Annotated in this window: 12 protein-coding genes; 1 reads left to right on the top strand and 11 read right to left on the bottom strand. The window is 46.8% G+C overall.

All coding sequences use genetic code 11. From position 1 onward, the window contains the following. Nucleotides 1-92: 92 nt before the first annotated feature. The 11 genes from mutM to AC1DPK_RS30305 form a co-directional block, all read right to left on the bottom strand. Nucleotides 93-935, bottom strand: a complete 843-nt coding sequence (gene mutM / locus AC1DPK_RS30355; RefSeq protein WP_477512577.1) for a DNA-formamidopyrimidine glycosylase — start codon at nt 933-935, stop codon at nt 93-95. A gap of 48 nt (nt 936-983) precedes the next feature. Continuing rightward, a complete protein-coding gene (polA, locus tag AC1DPK_RS30350; RefSeq protein WP_441885888.1) occupies nt 984-3662 on the bottom strand; it encodes a DNA polymerase I in 2679 nt (892 codons plus the stop codon). Nucleotides 3663-3766: 104 nt separating this feature from the next. After that, nucleotides 3767-4987: an EAL domain-containing protein gene (locus AC1DPK_RS30345; RefSeq protein WP_477512576.1), complete on the bottom strand. Its 1221-nt coding sequence runs from the start codon at nt 4985-4987 to the stop codon at nt 3767-3769. Then, complete coding sequence (locus AC1DPK_RS30340) at nt 4984-6522, bottom strand: GGDEF domain-containing protein (RefSeq protein WP_477512575.1); 1539 nt, start codon at nt 6520-6522, stop codon at nt 4984-4986. The genes AC1DPK_RS30345 and AC1DPK_RS30340 overlap by 4 nt, the downstream gene beginning before the upstream one ends. A gap of 190 nt (nt 6523-6712) precedes the next feature. Then, nucleotides 6713-7372, bottom strand: a complete 660-nt coding sequence (gene phoU / locus AC1DPK_RS30335) for a phosphate signaling complex protein PhoU (protein WP_076270305.1) — start codon at nt 7370-7372, stop codon at nt 6713-6715. Between the two features lie 108 nt (nt 7373-7480). Continuing rightward, entirely contained in the window at nt 7481-8236 is a 756-nt protein-coding gene (gene pstB / locus AC1DPK_RS30330; protein ID WP_308999341.1) for a phosphate ABC transporter ATP-binding protein PstB, read from the bottom strand. 12 nt (nt 8237-8248) lie between these two features. Continuing rightward, nucleotides 8249-9124, bottom strand: a complete 876-nt coding sequence (pstA, locus tag AC1DPK_RS30325) for a phosphate ABC transporter permease PstA (RefSeq protein ID WP_076270190.1) — start codon at nt 9122-9124, stop codon at nt 8249-8251. Nucleotide 9125: 1 nt separating this feature from the next. Then, a complete protein-coding gene (gene pstC / locus AC1DPK_RS30320; RefSeq protein ID WP_256711019.1) occupies nt 9126-9989 on the bottom strand; it encodes a phosphate ABC transporter permease subunit PstC in 864 nt (287 codons plus the stop codon). A gap of 189 nt (nt 9990-10178) precedes the next feature. Then, entirely contained in the window at nt 10179-11174 is a 996-nt protein-coding gene (locus AC1DPK_RS30315; RefSeq protein WP_441885896.1) for a PstS family phosphate ABC transporter substrate-binding protein, read from the bottom strand. 100 nt (nt 11175-11274) lie between these two features. Continuing rightward, the gene (locus AC1DPK_RS30310) at nt 11275-12528 is read right to left on the bottom strand and encodes a methyl-accepting chemotaxis protein (RefSeq protein WP_477512574.1); all 1254 of its coding nucleotides are present in this window, start codon (nt 12526-12528) and stop codon (nt 11275-11277) included. Nucleotides 12529-12763: 235 nt separating this feature from the next. Continuing rightward, nucleotides 12764-14833, bottom strand: coding sequence for a beta-galactosidase (locus tag AC1DPK_RS30305; RefSeq protein WP_441885902.1), 2070 nt, complete (start codon nt 14831-14833; stop codon nt 12764-12766). A gap of 150 nt (nt 14834-14983) precedes the next feature. Between AC1DPK_RS30305 and AC1DPK_RS30300 the strand changes: the two genes are divergently transcribed. Next, on the top strand, nt 14984-15802 hold the full coding sequence (locus AC1DPK_RS30300) for a helix-turn-helix transcriptional regulator (RefSeq protein WP_076270194.1): 819 nt from the start codon (nt 14984-14986) through the stop codon (nt 15800-15802). The last annotated feature ends 309 nt before the right edge of the window (nt 15803-16111 follow it).

The following is a 16111-nucleotide window of genomic DNA, read 5'->3' as shown; positions in this document are numbered from 1 at the left end:
TAAGTAGACATCCGCCTATTGTTCGTAACACACTTATCATATGCGGGGAGTATTTGACTGTGCATGCTGGTTAACATTTGCTGCAGTTCGTATTATTTTCCTGATGCGTGCAGTGTCTGGCATTTATTGCAAATATGGGTACCTCGGCCGCCAACAACAAATTTATGAATCGGTCTTGAACAGGTTGGACAAGGCTCATCCTTCTTGCCGTATACAAGCAGCTGATGCTGAAACATTCCCATCTCGCCTTGTCCATTAACGTACGATTTAATAGACGAACCGCCTGCTTCAACCGCATTTCCCAGTGTCGAACGTATCGCTTCATAAAGTCGCTTCCATTCGGCCGGCTTCAATGTGCTAGGTGTTCGCTCCGGATGTATACGTGCTTGAAATAAAGCTTCGTCTACATAGATGTTGCCCAAACCGACAATATGCTCTTGATTAAGCAATAGCGGCTTAATCTTAGTCGCGCGTTTCTCGAGTTTCCCGCGAAGCGCTTCTAGCGTAAAGGCTGGCTCAAGCGGCTCTATACCAAGCTTGTTAAGCGGCGGAAGCTCAAGCTCCTGCCCTTCTTGGAATAAATGYATCGTACCGAACTGGCGAACGTCCTTATAACGCAAATCCGTGCCATCTTCGAAATGAAAGATAACATGAGTATGCAGCTCAATCGGCTCTTCCGATGGGAAAACCCCATATCGGCCTTCCATTCGCAAATGCGATACAAGTACGAGCCCGTCCAAGATGATCCGCAAAAACTTGCCGCGTCGCTCAACCGTCTGGATCGTATGTCCGACAAGCGCATCCGCGAACTGTTCAGGTTCTGCTGGACGCTGTATAATACGCGGGAGTCTAACGGTTACTGATTGGATACGTTTTCCCGCTACAAGTTCAATTAATGTTCTTCTAACTGTTTCTACCTCTGGCAATTCAGGCATTTCTCCTCACCTCAACAACCATTATACCCGAAACTGCCCGCCAGTGGGTTACTTTGCTTCATACCAATTGTCACCGAAACTCATATCGGCCTTCAAAGGAACATCAAGTTTGAGCGCTCCAGCCATCACTTCAGGTACAAGCGTCTTCATCAGCTCCAGCTCCTCTTGCGGCACTTCGAACACGAGCTCATCGTGCACCTGCAGCAGCATGCGGCTCTTCAGCTTGCGTTCGCGCAGCGCAGCGTCCATATGGACCATGGCCAGCTTAATAATATCTGCCGCAGTACCTTGAATCGGTGTATTCATCGCTGTACGTTCAGCAAAGGATCGCAAATTGAAATTAGAAGCATTGATGTCATTCAGATAACGCCTGCGCTCAAGCAGTGTGGCCACATACCCGTCGCGCTTCGCTTGCTGAACGATATCGTGCATATATTGGCGAACGCCTTTGAAAACCTCCTTGTAATCCGCAATAAACTTTCCAGCTTCATTACGGGAAATGCCAAGGTTTTGCGATAAGCCAAAATCGCTGATGCCATACACGATGCCGAAGTTGACCGCTTTTGCCGAACGACGCATGTTGGAATCAACCTCCTCGGCAGTTACGCCGAATACATCCATCGCTGTTTTGGTGTGAATATCCATGTCCTTAATGAACGCTTCCTTCATATTCTCATCATCAGCAATATGTGCGAGCACACGAAGCTCAATTTGTGAATAGTCAGCTGCTACGATGGACCAGCCCGGCTCGGACGGTACAAAGGCTTTCCTAATTTGGCGTCCTTCCTCAAGACGAATCGGAATGTTCTGCAGGTTAGGGAACTGACTGCTTAGACGACCGGTAGCTGCAATGGTCTGGCGATAATACGTGTGTATTTTGCCTGTTTCCTTGCGCACCTCTTTAAGCAAGCCCTCTACATAAGTAGATTGCAGCTTCGAGAGCTGACGATAATGCAGGATAAGCGGAATAATCTCGTGATAAGGAGCAAGCTCCTCCAGTACCTCAGCATCCGTCGAATAACCTGTTTTCGTCTTTTTCTTAGCAGGCAGGCCAAGCTTCTCGAATAAAATCTCACCCAGCTGCTTTGGCGATCCGATATTAAATTCCGTACCAGCAAGCTTGTACACGCTGCTAATGATTGTTGTCAGCTTACTCTCCAAATTACGGCCAAGCGCCTCCAGCTCCTCCGACTTTACTTTAATGCCCTGAAACTCCATCCCTGCAAGAATGCGGGACAATGGATGCTCCATGTCAAAATAAAGCTTGCTCATGCCCGTATTGCTTAGCTCTTCGGTTAACAGAGGCACGAGCTTCCGAACCGCTTCCGCTTTCAGCGATAAATGGCGGTAAAGCGTATCGGCATCAGGCACTCTGAATTTCGCGCCTTTGCCATAAACAGCTTCATCCGGCGGCAGTGTCGACAAGCCTTGCTTCTCATTAATGCCGCTTAATGTCTGGCTTGCTTCTGTAGGATCGAGCAAATATGCTGCCAGCTGCACATCAAAAGCAGAACCCTCGAAGCTGATTCCGCTCCATTTGAGTGCCAGCTCCACCTTATGGAGATCAAAGCCGTATTTCGGCTTGTCCGCTTGTTCGAGCCAGTCGCGAAGCTTCGCTGCGAAAGGCTGCTTAAGCACTGAATATGGCATTACAAACACAGCTTCATCAGTAGCGATAGCAAGGCCAATCAGCTCGGCATGATGCGGATTCTCCCCAATGGCTTCGATATACAAGCCATTTTTGTCCGACTTCTGGAGCAGTTGAATAAGCTTCTCCAGCATCTCTGCGTCTTTTTCTGATTCGATCACATTAATATTCAAATCAGCTGCAGCAGCTTCGGCTTCCTTATCCATATCACCCGCTTCAGCACCTAGCTCCAGGCGATCAATTAATGATTTAAATTCCAGCTTGCGGAACGCCTCAGCCAGCTTCGAACCATCATACCCGGCATAACGAATGTCATCGATAGACTTTTCTATAGGCACTTCACGGAAGATCGTCGCCAAGCGCTTGCTCATCGTAGCATCATCTTTATGGCTCTCAATGTTTTCCTTCAGCTTGCCCTTTAGCTTGTCCAAGTTATCAAGCACGCTTTCAACGGATCCATGCTCATGAAGCAGCTTAAGCGCCGTTTTTTCGCCTACGCCCGGAACACCAGGGATGTTGTCAGAGGTATCCCCCATGAGCCCCTTAAGATCGATAATTTGCATCGGCACAAGGCCGTATTTCTCTTGGATCGTCTCTGGTGTGTAAAGTTCAACATCACTAACGCCTTTGCGTGTTACCGCAATGGTTACTTTGTCTGAAGCAAGCTGCAGCATATCTTTATCTCCAGTAACGACAAAAGTTTCTACACCTTTCTCGTCAGCTGCCTTCGTTAGCGTACCGATAATATCATCGGCCTCATAACCGGACAGCTCAAACTGTGAAATGCTAAAGGCTTGAAGCAGCTCCTTAAGCACTGGAAATTGTTCTGACAGCTCTGGCGGTGTCTTTTGTCTTCCGCCTTTATATTCCGCATAACCTTCATGGCGAAAAGTGACCTTGCCGGCATCAAATGCAACCAGCACATGAGTCGGCTTTTCTTGTTCAAGCAGCTTAAGCAGCATCGTTGTAAACCCAAAAATCGCATTCGTGTGATTGCCCGCCGAATTCGTAAGCGGCGGCAAAGCAAAAAACGCACGGTAGATTATACTGTTTCCGTCAATTAGCATCCATTTTTCCATAAGGAATCAACACCTTCTTTATGTAACATTCATACCTTTAAGTATACCACAAAAAGGGCTATTCCCAAGCATCACTGCGATGGGATAGCCCTTTTTTGTATCGGTTACATCATCATGGAACGAAATGGAGCAGGCCTGCCTAATAAATAACCTTGAGCATATTCAATCCCCATCTCACGCACCTTCGCAAGCTCCGCTTCAAGTTCTATGCCTTCGGCGATAATCGAAATATCCATTTTTGCTGCAATCTGAACCAGCGTGTACAAAATATGCTCTTTCATCTCATCCAAGTGGATATTCTGAATAATCGACCGATCCACCTTCAAATAATCAGGTCGCAGCTCAGCGATAGATTGCAATGACGAATAACCCGCTCCAACATCATCAATTGCAATTTGATAACCTTGGCTTCGGTAATGCTCCAGCGCCTTCTTCACAGAGCCAAAATCCGCGATTGAGCTTCGTTCTGTAATTTCAAATACGACATGATGGGGCGATAGCTTATGCTGCTCCAGCAGACTGAGTGTTTGGCCAGGCGAGAAGCTTGGATCCTCCATAATTTGCGCCATCACATTAATGAATAGCTTTTGCCCTGGCATGAGCCTCAGACAGCCGTCTATCGCCTTTTCTCTAGCCAGTCTATCCAAGCTATAAGTCAATCCTTCCTGCTCAGCACACTGAAAGAGCTCCATAGGTCCATTAAACCAAGTTTGATCCTGCGTACGTGATAGCGCTTCGAAGCCAAATACCTCTCCTTCGCGCAGCAGCGATACGATAGGCTGATATACTGGCTGAATAAGCCGCTCGCTAATGACTCGTTCCAGAGCTCGGCGCTTCAAGCTTCGCTCCATCGATCCGGCGGATTGCCCGTGCAAAATTGCTTTTTTCATCGCATCATACCAGACGAGGCCATCCACAGGGTCATTGTCATTGGGTACGACAGATACACCAATATGGAGCTTCCCAAGCACATCAGCTAGCCCCTCATAGCAAATCTCCTCTGCAAATTGTTTCTCCCAATCAGCGGTATGCTTATAGGCCAGCTCAAGCAGCCAGTCCTCCTGCAGCATTTGATGCCCGGCCGGCAAACGCATATGGATAAATAAATCCTCCTTCATCCATTGCAGCCCTTCATATAGTAAAGAGCTTCCAAATGCAGCCTTCACCTCATTCTCTGCAAAAACACGCCATTTCTCATGCTGCGAGGATAAGTGATTTTTCCGAACATCCGTAGGAAACTGCCATGATAAATAAATAATACCAAGATGACCCGAGCTCACGTTTTCCGTATCGTTTAGCCGCCATATGTCCCGTAGTTGTCTCAATTTCCGTTCCGTTCCTCTCCATGATGCATTCCTATAATTTGATCCATGACATAGACGCTGCCTTTAAGTGCTTTCGCTTGTTTCTTCAGCTTTGCCGCAATCCTCGGAATATCATCTGCCGCAAGCGCTACTCTGCCATCCCATAACATGAGTGACAAAGAAAGCGTTACACCCTCCTGATCAATGAGATTGCCCTCTCGATCCTCAACTGTCGTTACTTCAACGCCGCCGTAGAATGCTTTAATCCCGCTATCGAAACGCTTTATCATCGCCTGACATAGTTGCTCCGCCGAATCTGCTCTCATTACCACGATGAAATCATCTCCGCCTATATGTCCGACAAAATCGTCGCCTGCTCCGAGCTGATCAAGCTCCATACGCAGAATATCTCCCAAATAGCGGATCAAATTATCTCCGAGCCCAAAACCAAAGGAATCGTTATACCATTTAAAATAGTCCAAGTCCGCATAAACGACAGCAAACGGCTCACCTTGTCCGATCCGCTGGCTCAGTTCAAGCTGAATTTCCTCGTTCCCCGGCAGCCCCGTAAGCGGATTAGCTGTTCGTGCTGCCTCTGTGCGAAGCGCCGTCATGCATTCCAAGATAGACCTGATCGTAGCTGCTCCTGCCATCTGTCCATCCTTCGTAATAAGAACGACATCGTATAGCTGTGAGAAATCCCTTGCCATTGCCAGCTGAGATACATGCTCGACAGTAAGCTGCTCATCCACAATAAGCGGTTGATTGTTCATAATCCGCTCAATCGGTCTGTTCCAATAAAGAGGCAGCCCGAATTGTCCGGCTAACATTTGATGCAGCTTCTCTTTCATTAAGATGCCTATCGGTCTGCCTTTATCGACAATGACCGCGCCTTGCGCCTTCGCATTCGTATCGAAAAAATAAGCAACCTCGGACACCCTGGCCCGGGCAGGAAATATCGGAAAAGGTGCAGCAAGCCCGCCAATTCGAACGGTTCGGCTATGGTTCCCCGGCAAATGCAGCTGCTGCACTGGCTCGCCTGCTCCGATGATCTGACCGTAGTTTTCTATTTTCGGTTTGCCTTCGGATAGAGATTCTTGGCGGTTCCTTCCGAGAGTAACGTTATATGCGCTTTGCTCCATCGCATCAAGAATCATCCGATAAACAACCGACTCCGAGGAACGGCCGGTTGCTGGAGGGTATGCCGTTGAAAGACCTATGCTTACCTCCAGATCGATGTCTGAGAAAGCCCCGTCTTCCTTTTTTGCATCAGACTTCCTTAGCCTATCAATAAGCCGCTCCATCGCTTTCTCGACCACTCGAATGATCGGTTCATCCTTCTGCTGCCGATCAAATAAATAAAAGTAATCCCATTCAAGGCGCTGACGCCAGAAAAGCCTTGCCTCCGTGCCCTCCCATAGCTGCAATGCTGATTCTGCTGCTGTGTTCCCAATGCGAAAACGGACGTAGATGACACCAATTCCGCCTTCATGCCAGCGCTCTTTTATGCTGCGGAGCATATCTCGATTGAATAAACCAACCCCGACTCCATTCATGCCAATCCCCTCAATCGACTATCGTCTATTTCAGTTCCTTTATGTATTACTTTACCAGCCAATTGTGAATGGAGATGCATAAAAGGATTAACTTGCGGTAAAATTCGACATTTTTCTTAGTTCTTTTCTCCTAAACAAAAAAACCGTCCAGCAGCTAAGCGTGGGCGGTCTTAAGTATGTTTTAAGTAGGTTATACGTTCAAATCCGGACGATTGCCCGTTACGAGATAAACGACGCTCTCACCGATGTTCGTTGCGTGATCACCGAATCTTTCGAGGTAACGTCCGACGAGAGTGAGAAGCGATGACTGTGTAATATTGCGAGGATTTTCCATCATAAGGGAATAAAGCTCGCGCGTAATTTGTCCATACAGGGCATCAACTTGATCGTCGTCCTTCGCCATTTTGTAAGCCAGGTCTACGTTTTCTTGAATAAACGATTGAATGGACTCGTATGTCATAAGCTGAACAATTTCTGCCATACGCGGCAAATCGATTAACGGTTTTATTAGCTCCTGACCCTCTAAACGCAATACAACCTTAGCAATATCAACGGAGAGATCGCCCATACGCTCCAAATCGCTTGCGATTTTAAACGAGGACAGAATTCTTCTCAAATCCTTGGCAACAGGCTGCTGCGTAGCGATCAGCTTCGAGCCGATTTCCGTAATCTTTTCTTCCATTTGGTTAAGCGACGGGTCCAGCTTTATGACCTGCTTCGCACGGTCAACATCAACGGTTTTTAATGCTTCCATCGATTCTACGAGCGCTTTTTCAACAAAAGTACCCATATCAATCAGCAAATTATGAAGATGCTCTAGTCCTTGGTCAAACTCTTTACGCGTGGTCATCATGAACGGCATTCCCCCTACAAGGTTTGTAAAACAACATCATTCGCAAGGCCAAAATCATATGATTCAACCTCTTGAATAGAAGTTTTCTCCCACGATCCGTTTGGCTTAGCCGAAACGTCCGCTTATATAATCTTCTGTGCGCTGATCGGTTGGATTGGAGAACAGCTTCTCCGTATCCGAGTATTCAACGACCTCGCCATTCAAGAAAAACACCGTTTGATTGGATACGCGGGCTGCCTGATGCATATTGTGAGTAACCATCACGATTGTGTATTTATCTTTCAATTCTTGAGCAAGCTCTTCAATTTTCAGCGTGGAAATCGGGTCAAGCGCTGATGTCGCCTCATCCATAAGCAAAATATTTGGGTTTACTGCAAGTGCGCGGGCAATACAAAGGCGCTGCTGCTGTCCACCAGATAAACCGAACGCGGAACGTTTCAAGTGATCCTTTACTTCATCCCACAATACCGCGGATTTCAAGCTTGTTTCTACAATTTCATCGAGCTCGCGCTTGCTAGTAATACCATGCAGGCGAGGACCGTATGCCACGTTATCATAGATCGATTTCGGGAATGGATTTGGCTGTTGGAATACCATGCCGACCTTTTTGCGCAGTGTTTCTACATCCACTTCATTCGAGTAAATTTCAGTACCGCCAATGGCGATACCTCCCTCGATCCGAGTGCCCGGAATCATATCGTTCATACGGTTTAGTGTACGAAGCAAAGTTGACTTTCCGCAGCCGGATGGACCGATGAATGCAGTGATTGCTTTCTCAGGTATCGTTAGCGTTACATCCTTCAAAGCGTGGAAAGCGCCGTAAAACAAATTCAGCTTGTTAATATTAATAAGTGCTTCCATATCGTTTTCCTCCTAAATATTCTTCTGATACTTGTTGCGAAGYAAAATAGCCGAAAAGTTCATTAGCAACAGCAGCGCTAGTAAAACGATAATACCGCTGGCCGCAAGCTCCTTAAATTCAAGCTGTGGCTTGGACAACCAGTTGTACACTTGAATAGGAATAACCGTAAACGAATCCTTAAGACCTTCTGGCAAAAAGGCAACATACGTTAATGCTCCAATCATAACTAGCGGTGCCGTTTCTCCAATTGCACGAGACATAGCAAGAATGACGCCAGTTAGTACGCCCGGAAGAGCTGAGGGCATAACAGAGCGAGAAACGGTCTGCCACTTGGTCGCGCCTAGAGCGAACGAAGCATCACGGCGTGATTTCGGAACGGCACGAATCGCTTCTTGTGCAGATACGATAATAATAGGAAGCACAAGCAGCGTCATCGTGAGCGCCCCTGCAATGAGGCTGCGATCAAGAGCGAGCAGTCGTACGAACAAGGTTAAGCCCAAAATACCATATACGATGGACGGAACGCCCGCTAGTGTACTGATATTAAGCTGAATCATCCGGGTAATCCGGCCCTTTTTCGCATATTCCTCCAAGAAAATCGCAGCTCCTACTCCAAAAATAAAGGAAATAGGCGCCATAATAAGCAGCATGTAAATCGTACCAACCAGCGCCGACTTCATTCCGGAACCGTCCGCTTTGCGAGACGGGAAGTTCGTGAATAGATCAGGCTGGAGCCTTGCAATACCGTCGATCAAAATATCTACGATTAACGCGCAAAGCGCGAGAACGCCGATGGAAGTAGCGGCGACGAACAGGATATGAAGCATCCAATCCTTTTTCCGCCGATTAGCAATTTGCTTGCGGTTTGCATCTAGAAATATGTTCATCTTAGTACTCCTCTCTGAATCTTCTTGCAATGTACTGGGCAAGAATATTGAGTAGGAATGTAATGACGAACAACGTCATGCCGACCGCGAAGATCGATCCATACTCAACCGTTCCATGCGGCGTATCCCCAAGGCTGACCTGAACGATATAAGCGGTCATCGTCTGGATGCTCTCGAGCGGATTAGCCGTCATATTAGGTGTAGAGCCTGCCGCTACCGTAACGATCATCGTCTCGCCGATCGCCCTTGAGAAAGCAAGTACGGCAGAAGCCACGATACCCGAGAAGGCTGCTGGCACAACGATTTTCAAAGCAACCTCGAACCGTGTTGCGCCAAGCGCATAAGCGCCGTCACGCAAGCTGCGCGGTACAGAGGACATCGCATCCTCACTTAGCGAGCAAACCATAGGAATAATCATAATACCGACAACAATACCGGCACTTAATGCGTTGAACACGCCGGCGCTATGAAAAATACTTTGAATAAGAGGTGTAACCAAGCTAAGAGCAAAGTAACCATATACGATGGTTGGAACTCCTGCGAGTACCTCCAATATCGGTTTAATTACTTTACGAACCCGCTTCGGTGCATATTCTGATAAGTAAATGGCACTTGCAAGCCCTAGAGGGATAGCGACTAAACAAGCGATAAACGTAATCATGAGCGTGCCTGACAGGAGCGGCAAAACGCCGAAGCTTTTGGGCGGAATTAACGGTGACCATTTGGTCCCAAACAAGAAATCAAAAATCGGTATTTTTTGAAAAAACTGATAGGTCTCTGAGATGAGTGTGACGACAATACCTATTGTAGTTAGAACAGATACGGATGCACACAGGAACAATAGGATTGGCATCAATTTGTTCATGATGCTTACGCGTTTATTTTTGAAATCATAGACTTCCTTGCTGTTTGTTTGAGCCTTACTGACCGTTTGCAGCCCTTGGCTTGGCATTGCAGCGTCCTCCTTCTTGCCTTTACAATTCGTTTACATTTGTGCCGATAAAAAGGTGATGTCCCTCGAGACACCACACATTTTCATCAGGTCGTTTGTTACTTATTTAATTTTTGCTGCTTCAGTTGCGTATTGCTCATCTGGAAGGGATACATAACCAACTTCGCCAGCAAAAGTACCGATGTTGTTGATATAGTATTTAACGAATGCGTTCACTTCTGGACGCTCAAGCTCTTTATTGTTTGCATAGATGAAGAGCGGACGGGACAATGGAGCATAAGTGCCGTCTTTAATTGTGTCATAAGTTGGTGCAATAGCGCCTTTGCCGCCGTCTACAGGAACAACTTTCAATTTATCTTGGTTTTCTTCAAAGTAAGCAAAACCGAAGTAGCCAATGCCGTATTTGCTGCCTGCTACGCCTTGAACAAGTGCGTTGTCATCTTCAGAGAAGCTGATTGCTTTATCATTGCGAATGCCTGCTTTTTCAAGAATAGCTTCATTAAAGTAGTCATAAGTTCCGGAATCAGCGCCTGGTGAGAACATTACGATCGGCTCAGCAGGGAAAGTGTCGCGAACATCTTTCCAAGTTGTTACTGTGCTGCCAGTTGTAAAGATTTTGTTCAGCTCTTCAACTGTCAAGTGGTCGATGAAGTCATTGTCTTTGCTTACAACAACAGACAAACCGTCAAATGCTACAGAAAGCTCTGTATATTCGATGCCAGCTGCTTTACAAGCTGCTGCTTCTTCATCCTTGATGTGACGGGAAGCATCTGCAATGGCAATTTCGCCTGCGCAAAATTGTTTGAAGCCGCCGCCTGTGCCAGATACGCCAACCGGTACTCGTACATCTTTGTGCTCTTTGTTGAATTCTTCAGCTGCTGCTTCTGTAAGTGGGAACACTGTGCTTGAACCATCAATTTTAATTTCGCCTGACAATTTCACATCTTCACCAGCTGGTGCGTTAGTTGCAGTGTTATTCTTAGATCCTGTATTTTCAGAACCTTTATTTCCGCTATTATTACCACATGCAGCTGCGAATACGAGCAGCGTCACCATCGACAACATTAGAATTCCTTTAAACCCTTTTTTCTTTAACAACTCTACCACTCCTCTTATTATGTCTGTAAGGGTTCATCCCCGTGCCTTTTATACTACTAGCCGTTTGTAAACCTCGTATTCTGTTTTTGTAAACTCCATGTTAAAAATAAGATTGCTGTAATTTTTTCATTTCGACTGCGATATGAACGGCTTGCTGATGTGCCTGCTCCGATAAAACGCCAATTTGCTTCGCGCTATTGCGATTATCAGCTGCCGCTCGGAAAAGATGATTAAACACCTCCACGGCTTCATTGATATTCGCTTCGCTTGCGATCGTCTCCATTCGTCCTGAATGAGCGAGACTTGTCGTTTGCGTAATGGCGTCAACGATCGTTTTCGTTAACGTCGTAATTTCGTTCGCAAATTGCTTCGTTTGGCCTGCAAGCTTCATCACTTCACCAGCTACTACCGCAAACCCGCGCCCATGCTCCCCTGCACGGGCTGCTTCTATAGAAGCATTCAGCGCAAGTAGATTACTCATCTCTGCCAGTTCTTTTATTAGTAAAGAAACTTTGCTGATTGACCCCGCCTCTGATTGAAGCTCATTCATCCGTTTCTCCTGAAGCTCAGAATTCAGCGTCATGGCGTTAAAAGCTTTTGTTACTTTATCCAGCTCGTTTTTGCCGGTTAAGGTCAAATCGACCATCTCTACAGACATTGACTCTCCATGTTCAGTTGACTTGCGAACGCTGCTGACGGCTTGTTCGATCTCTCTCACCCGCTGCTCTGCTGAGCGAATCGTACTCATTTGCGCATCAACGGCTTCCTGCTGCAGCAGCCGGGAAATCTTGAGCATGTCCGACACAGTCAATATACCTGCAAGCTTATTTTTTAACGTAACGATGACACAATCGTAAAGCACACTCTCGTGGCGGCTTAATGCGCTGTCAATGAGCTGCTGCGGTGCATAATCATAATCGACTACGAGCGGACTCGCATCCATAAGCTTTGTAATTGGTTTGTCATCATACAAATCTGCGCTAAAGCGATGGCCCAGCTTCAGGAAGAACCGATTGCGCATCATCAGACCGATAGGAGCCCCTTGCTCCCCAGTTACGATAATGCACTCACTTTCCGGATGCTTCTTAAACACAGCGATCGTCTGCCGGCATGTATGCTCTGCGTCTATTGTTGGAGCCTGACGCAAAAAATGATGCAGGCGCGTTGCTTCTGCTTTTACCGGATGCATTGTTCTTTCATCAGCACGCTGCTCCGCTTGCTTAACAGTACTTTCATCGGTTCCTTTTACCTCAATTAATTGTTGTACGTTTCCGTTAAGTGGTGTGTTTGGAGCAGTACGCTCATTTTTCTCGATAGCTGATTGTTTTTCTTTATCTAGAACAGTCGCTGTCACTTCACCCTCACCCTTCCTTCTTTTTCCTTATGCACTCACTATAGGTCGTAAGCATCAATTGAATTAGGTAGAAATGTTATCGGAATGTTAAATTCGACAATATATTTTTTAATTTCCGTAAAAACATGCCTATTGAATTTTCCGATAAGAGAGTCTTTATGACTAAACAACAAAAAAGCTGTGATCCACATACAGTTTCCTGTACGCTTCACACAGCTTTTCTATGAGGCTAGTATTATTTCGAAGCTCGTTTCAAGATCCGGCAGCCGTAAGGCTTCAATTCAACACTGTTGTTTAGAGCCGCACCCGTCAACAAATCTGTATACTGCTGAGCATCTAAAGCAACCGAAGATTCATTTGCACTGAAATTGGATACAAAGACGTAGTCGTTCACGCCATCTGTTCTTAATTGTGCAGTTACGCCATGCGGCAGCTCGGAATCAAGAACTCGCTTGATCCCCTCTTGCTCTATAATTCGAGTCAGAAAATCGTTTGTAAAAGATGCTTCGTTGCGCGATGCAACATAGTAGGCTTTGCCTGCACCCAAATGATTTACCGTTAAGGCAGGGCGACCCGCATAAAAATCCTCACCGTAAACAGCAAGTGCCTCCGCACCTTCAAGATGGATAAGATCACACAGCTCGCGTGCTGTATATTGGCCGCTCAGTCCAAGCTTATTTCCGTCCTTCAGCACGACCTGATTGGAATCATGATCATGCAGCGAATCGATCTCCTCGGACCAGATCCCAAGCGTCTTGCGCAGCGGTCCTGGGAAACCTGTTAGGAAGCATAGGTCGTTCTCATCGACGATACCTGTCCAATAAGTAGCGATGAAAGTACCGCCATTTTCAACAAAACGTTCAATGCGCTCGCCTACACCCGGACGCACCATATATAACATAGGAGCAATAAGGAGCTTGTACGAATCAAAGCTGCATTCCGAATCAATAATATCCACTGGCACACCCAGATCCCAGAACGGACGATAATGGCGTTTAGCCGTTTCTTCATAATGAAGACCGCTATTGCGCGGGCCTTGCGAATCCTTTACTGCCCAGCGATTTTCCCAATCATAGATAAGCGCTACCTCAGGCTTCACAGTTGTACCTACTACTTCGGTCAACTTCTCCAAAGCTTCGCCAAGCTCAGCCACATCGCGGAAAACGCGAGTATGCTCATGGCCGACATGATCCACTACTGCACCATGCAGCTTCTCGCTTGAGCCTCTACTCTTGCGCCACTGGAAATACTGAACAGTATCTGAGCCATGTGCAACCGCTTGAAGCGATGACAGCATGTGCATGCCTGGACGCTTCACTTTGCTGATCGGCTGCCAGTTCGTCATGCTCGGCGTGCTTTCCATCAGCATGAACGGCTTTCCGCCGCCAAGCGAACGAAACACATCATGGTTGAAGCCAATCCACGCCGCTTGCTCGCTGTCATCTCCGCCATTGTCATGCCAAGTTGGATAAGCATCCCACGATATCATATCGAGCAGCTCTGTAAACTTCCAATAGTTAAGCGGCTCAAAATCAAGCATAAAGTTCGTCGTAATCGGAAGCTCACTGTTAGCGGCGCGCAGCGGAGCTATTTCGTTGTGGCAGAAATCAACCGTTTGATCCGTAACGAATCTTCTCCAGTCAACATTCTGGCCGTGAACCGCTTTCTCGCCACGCTCGGTTGGCGACTCGACTTGGCTCCAATCGGTATACGTATGGCTCCAGAACGTCGTCCACCAAGCATCGTTAAGTGCTTCTAGTGTACCGTATTTATTTTTCAACCAGTCGCGGAAAGCGTCTTCACAATACGAGCAGTGACATTCGCCACCATATTCATTTGATATATGCCAGCCGATGACCGCAGGATGATCCGAATAACGTTCTGCCAGCTTCGAGTTCATGATCGTTACCTTCTCGCGATATACAGGTGAGCTGAAGCAGTGGTTGTGACGCGCACCATGCAAATTACGAATTCCGTTAGGTGCAACGCGCAGCACTTCCGGATATTTTTGAGACATCCAAACCGGGCGTGCTCCGCTTGGTGTAGCAAGCAAGGCATAGATGCCGTTAGCAGCAAATTTATCAAGCAACGTGTCCAGCCATTCAAATGTAAATACGCCTTCCTCCGGCTCGATCGCCATCCATGCAAAAATGCCTACAGACATCACGTTGCAATGTGCAAGCTTCATGAGGCGGATGTCTTCCTCCAGCACCTCAGGATACTTCTGCCATTGATCTGGATTATAATCTGCACCATGCAGCATTTGCGGAATTTTTGCACTTATCGGGGGAAATTTCATACTCATCTCATCTGCCTCCATTTTCGTCTTGCTTGCAGCTATTATTGGTTATACTATAATGATATTCATATTATATCTTGTTCATCGAACCAACTATATAACAGTATTTTCGCATTATTATAAAAATATGAAACAGGAGGACACCGTATCGACACGATGGTTTTTCCGATTTTGACAGAGACAGACAAGACACTCCCGGTTTATCTCACGAGTATCGGGCATTGGAGCGATCAAGAGCCGATTGACCGTCCAAACGGCTATCCTCATTTTCAATGGCTGCAAGTCATTAGCGGCTCGGGCGAGCTCCATGTTGGCGATCAACAAATGACCGTTCGAGCTGGGCAAGGGTTCTGCCTGTTTCCGAACGAGCAGCATCAATATTTTTCAATACAAGCGCCTTGGGAAATCATTTGGATGAGCTTTAGAGGCGATTTGTCCGACAAGCTGTTCAGGCAGGCTGGAATTACACAATCCGGTGTCTATTCGACTGCTGATCATGATATGATTGTTACCCACATGAAAAACATTTACGCAATGACGCAATCCGGCCGATCCTTTCTCGGTCTCGAGTGCTCTAAGCTGGTTTACATGTTTTTACTTGATTTAATGAAGGTTATTCTTGTAAGCTCACACTCGGTAGAACAAAACTACTTGAAGCTGCAGCCTGTTCTTCATTATATTGAAGCTAATTACAGCAAGCTTATTACGATAAAGGATTTAGCAGGCTGTATCGATGTAACGCCGCAGTACCTATGCTTGCTTTTTAAGAAAGCATTGAAAATGCGACCAATGGCATACGTAAACCGAGAGCGTGTCAATCGGAGCAAGGAGCTTATGTTCCGCGAAAGCGAGATCAAGATGCACGAAATCTCCCAGCGCGTCGGCTTCGACTCCCCCAGCTACTTCAGCTCCGTCTTTAGGCGGCTTGAAGGGTTAAGCCCGGAGCAGTTTAAAAAAATTCACGGCATGCGCTGATGTAGGGGCAGTTGTGTGGATCGGAGTTGGCTCCGTAAGAACACATAGGTGCTTGCAGCGATGATCCTTTGATTGCTGGCAGCACGCCTGACGGGCTCCATAAGAGCCTATAGGTTCTTACAGACGCTCAGCTAGGTTACTTCGGAGGCTGTAAGAACACATACGTGCTAACAGCAGACTTTCCGCTGTTGGCAGCACGCCTGACGGGCTCCATAAGAACCTATAGGTTCTTACAGGCACATATTTAGGTTACTTTGGAGGTTGTAAGAACACATACGTGCTAACAGCAGACTTTCCGCTGCTGGCAGC

The sequence above is a fragment of the Paenibacillus sp. 01T424 genome (assembly GCF_056398745.1).
Note: the sequence above shows the minus strand (reverse complement) of the source record. Positions and strands in the feature narration are given on the sequence as shown.

Bases quoted from the DNA above. Each gene is read 5' to 3' on its own strand.
- polA (WP_441885888.1), bottom strand. From the start codon at position 3,662: ATGGAAAAATGGATGCTAATTGACGGAAACAGTATAATCTACCGTGCG.
- AC1DPK_RS30340 (WP_477512575.1), bottom strand. From the start codon at position 6,522: ATGAATGGAGTCGGGGTTGGTTTATTCAATCGAGATATGCTCCGCAGC.
- phoU (WP_076270305.1), bottom strand. From the start codon at position 7,372: ATGACCACGCGTAAAGAGTTTGACCAAGGACTAGAGCATCTTCATAAT.
- pstB (WP_308999341.1), bottom strand. From the start codon at position 8,236: ATGGAAGCACTTATTAATATTAACAAGCTGAATTTGTTTTACGGCGCT.
- pstC (WP_256711019.1), bottom strand. From the start codon at position 9,989: ATGAACAAATTGATGCCAATCCTATTGTTCCTGTGTGCATCCGTATCT.
- AC1DPK_RS30305 (WP_441885902.1), bottom strand. From the start codon at position 14,833: ATGAGTATGAAATTTCCCCCGATAAGTGCAAAAATTCCGCAAATGCTG.
- AC1DPK_RS30300 (WP_076270194.1), top strand. From the start codon at position 14,984: ATGGTTTTTCCGATTTTGACAGAGACAGACAAGACACTCCCGGTTTAT.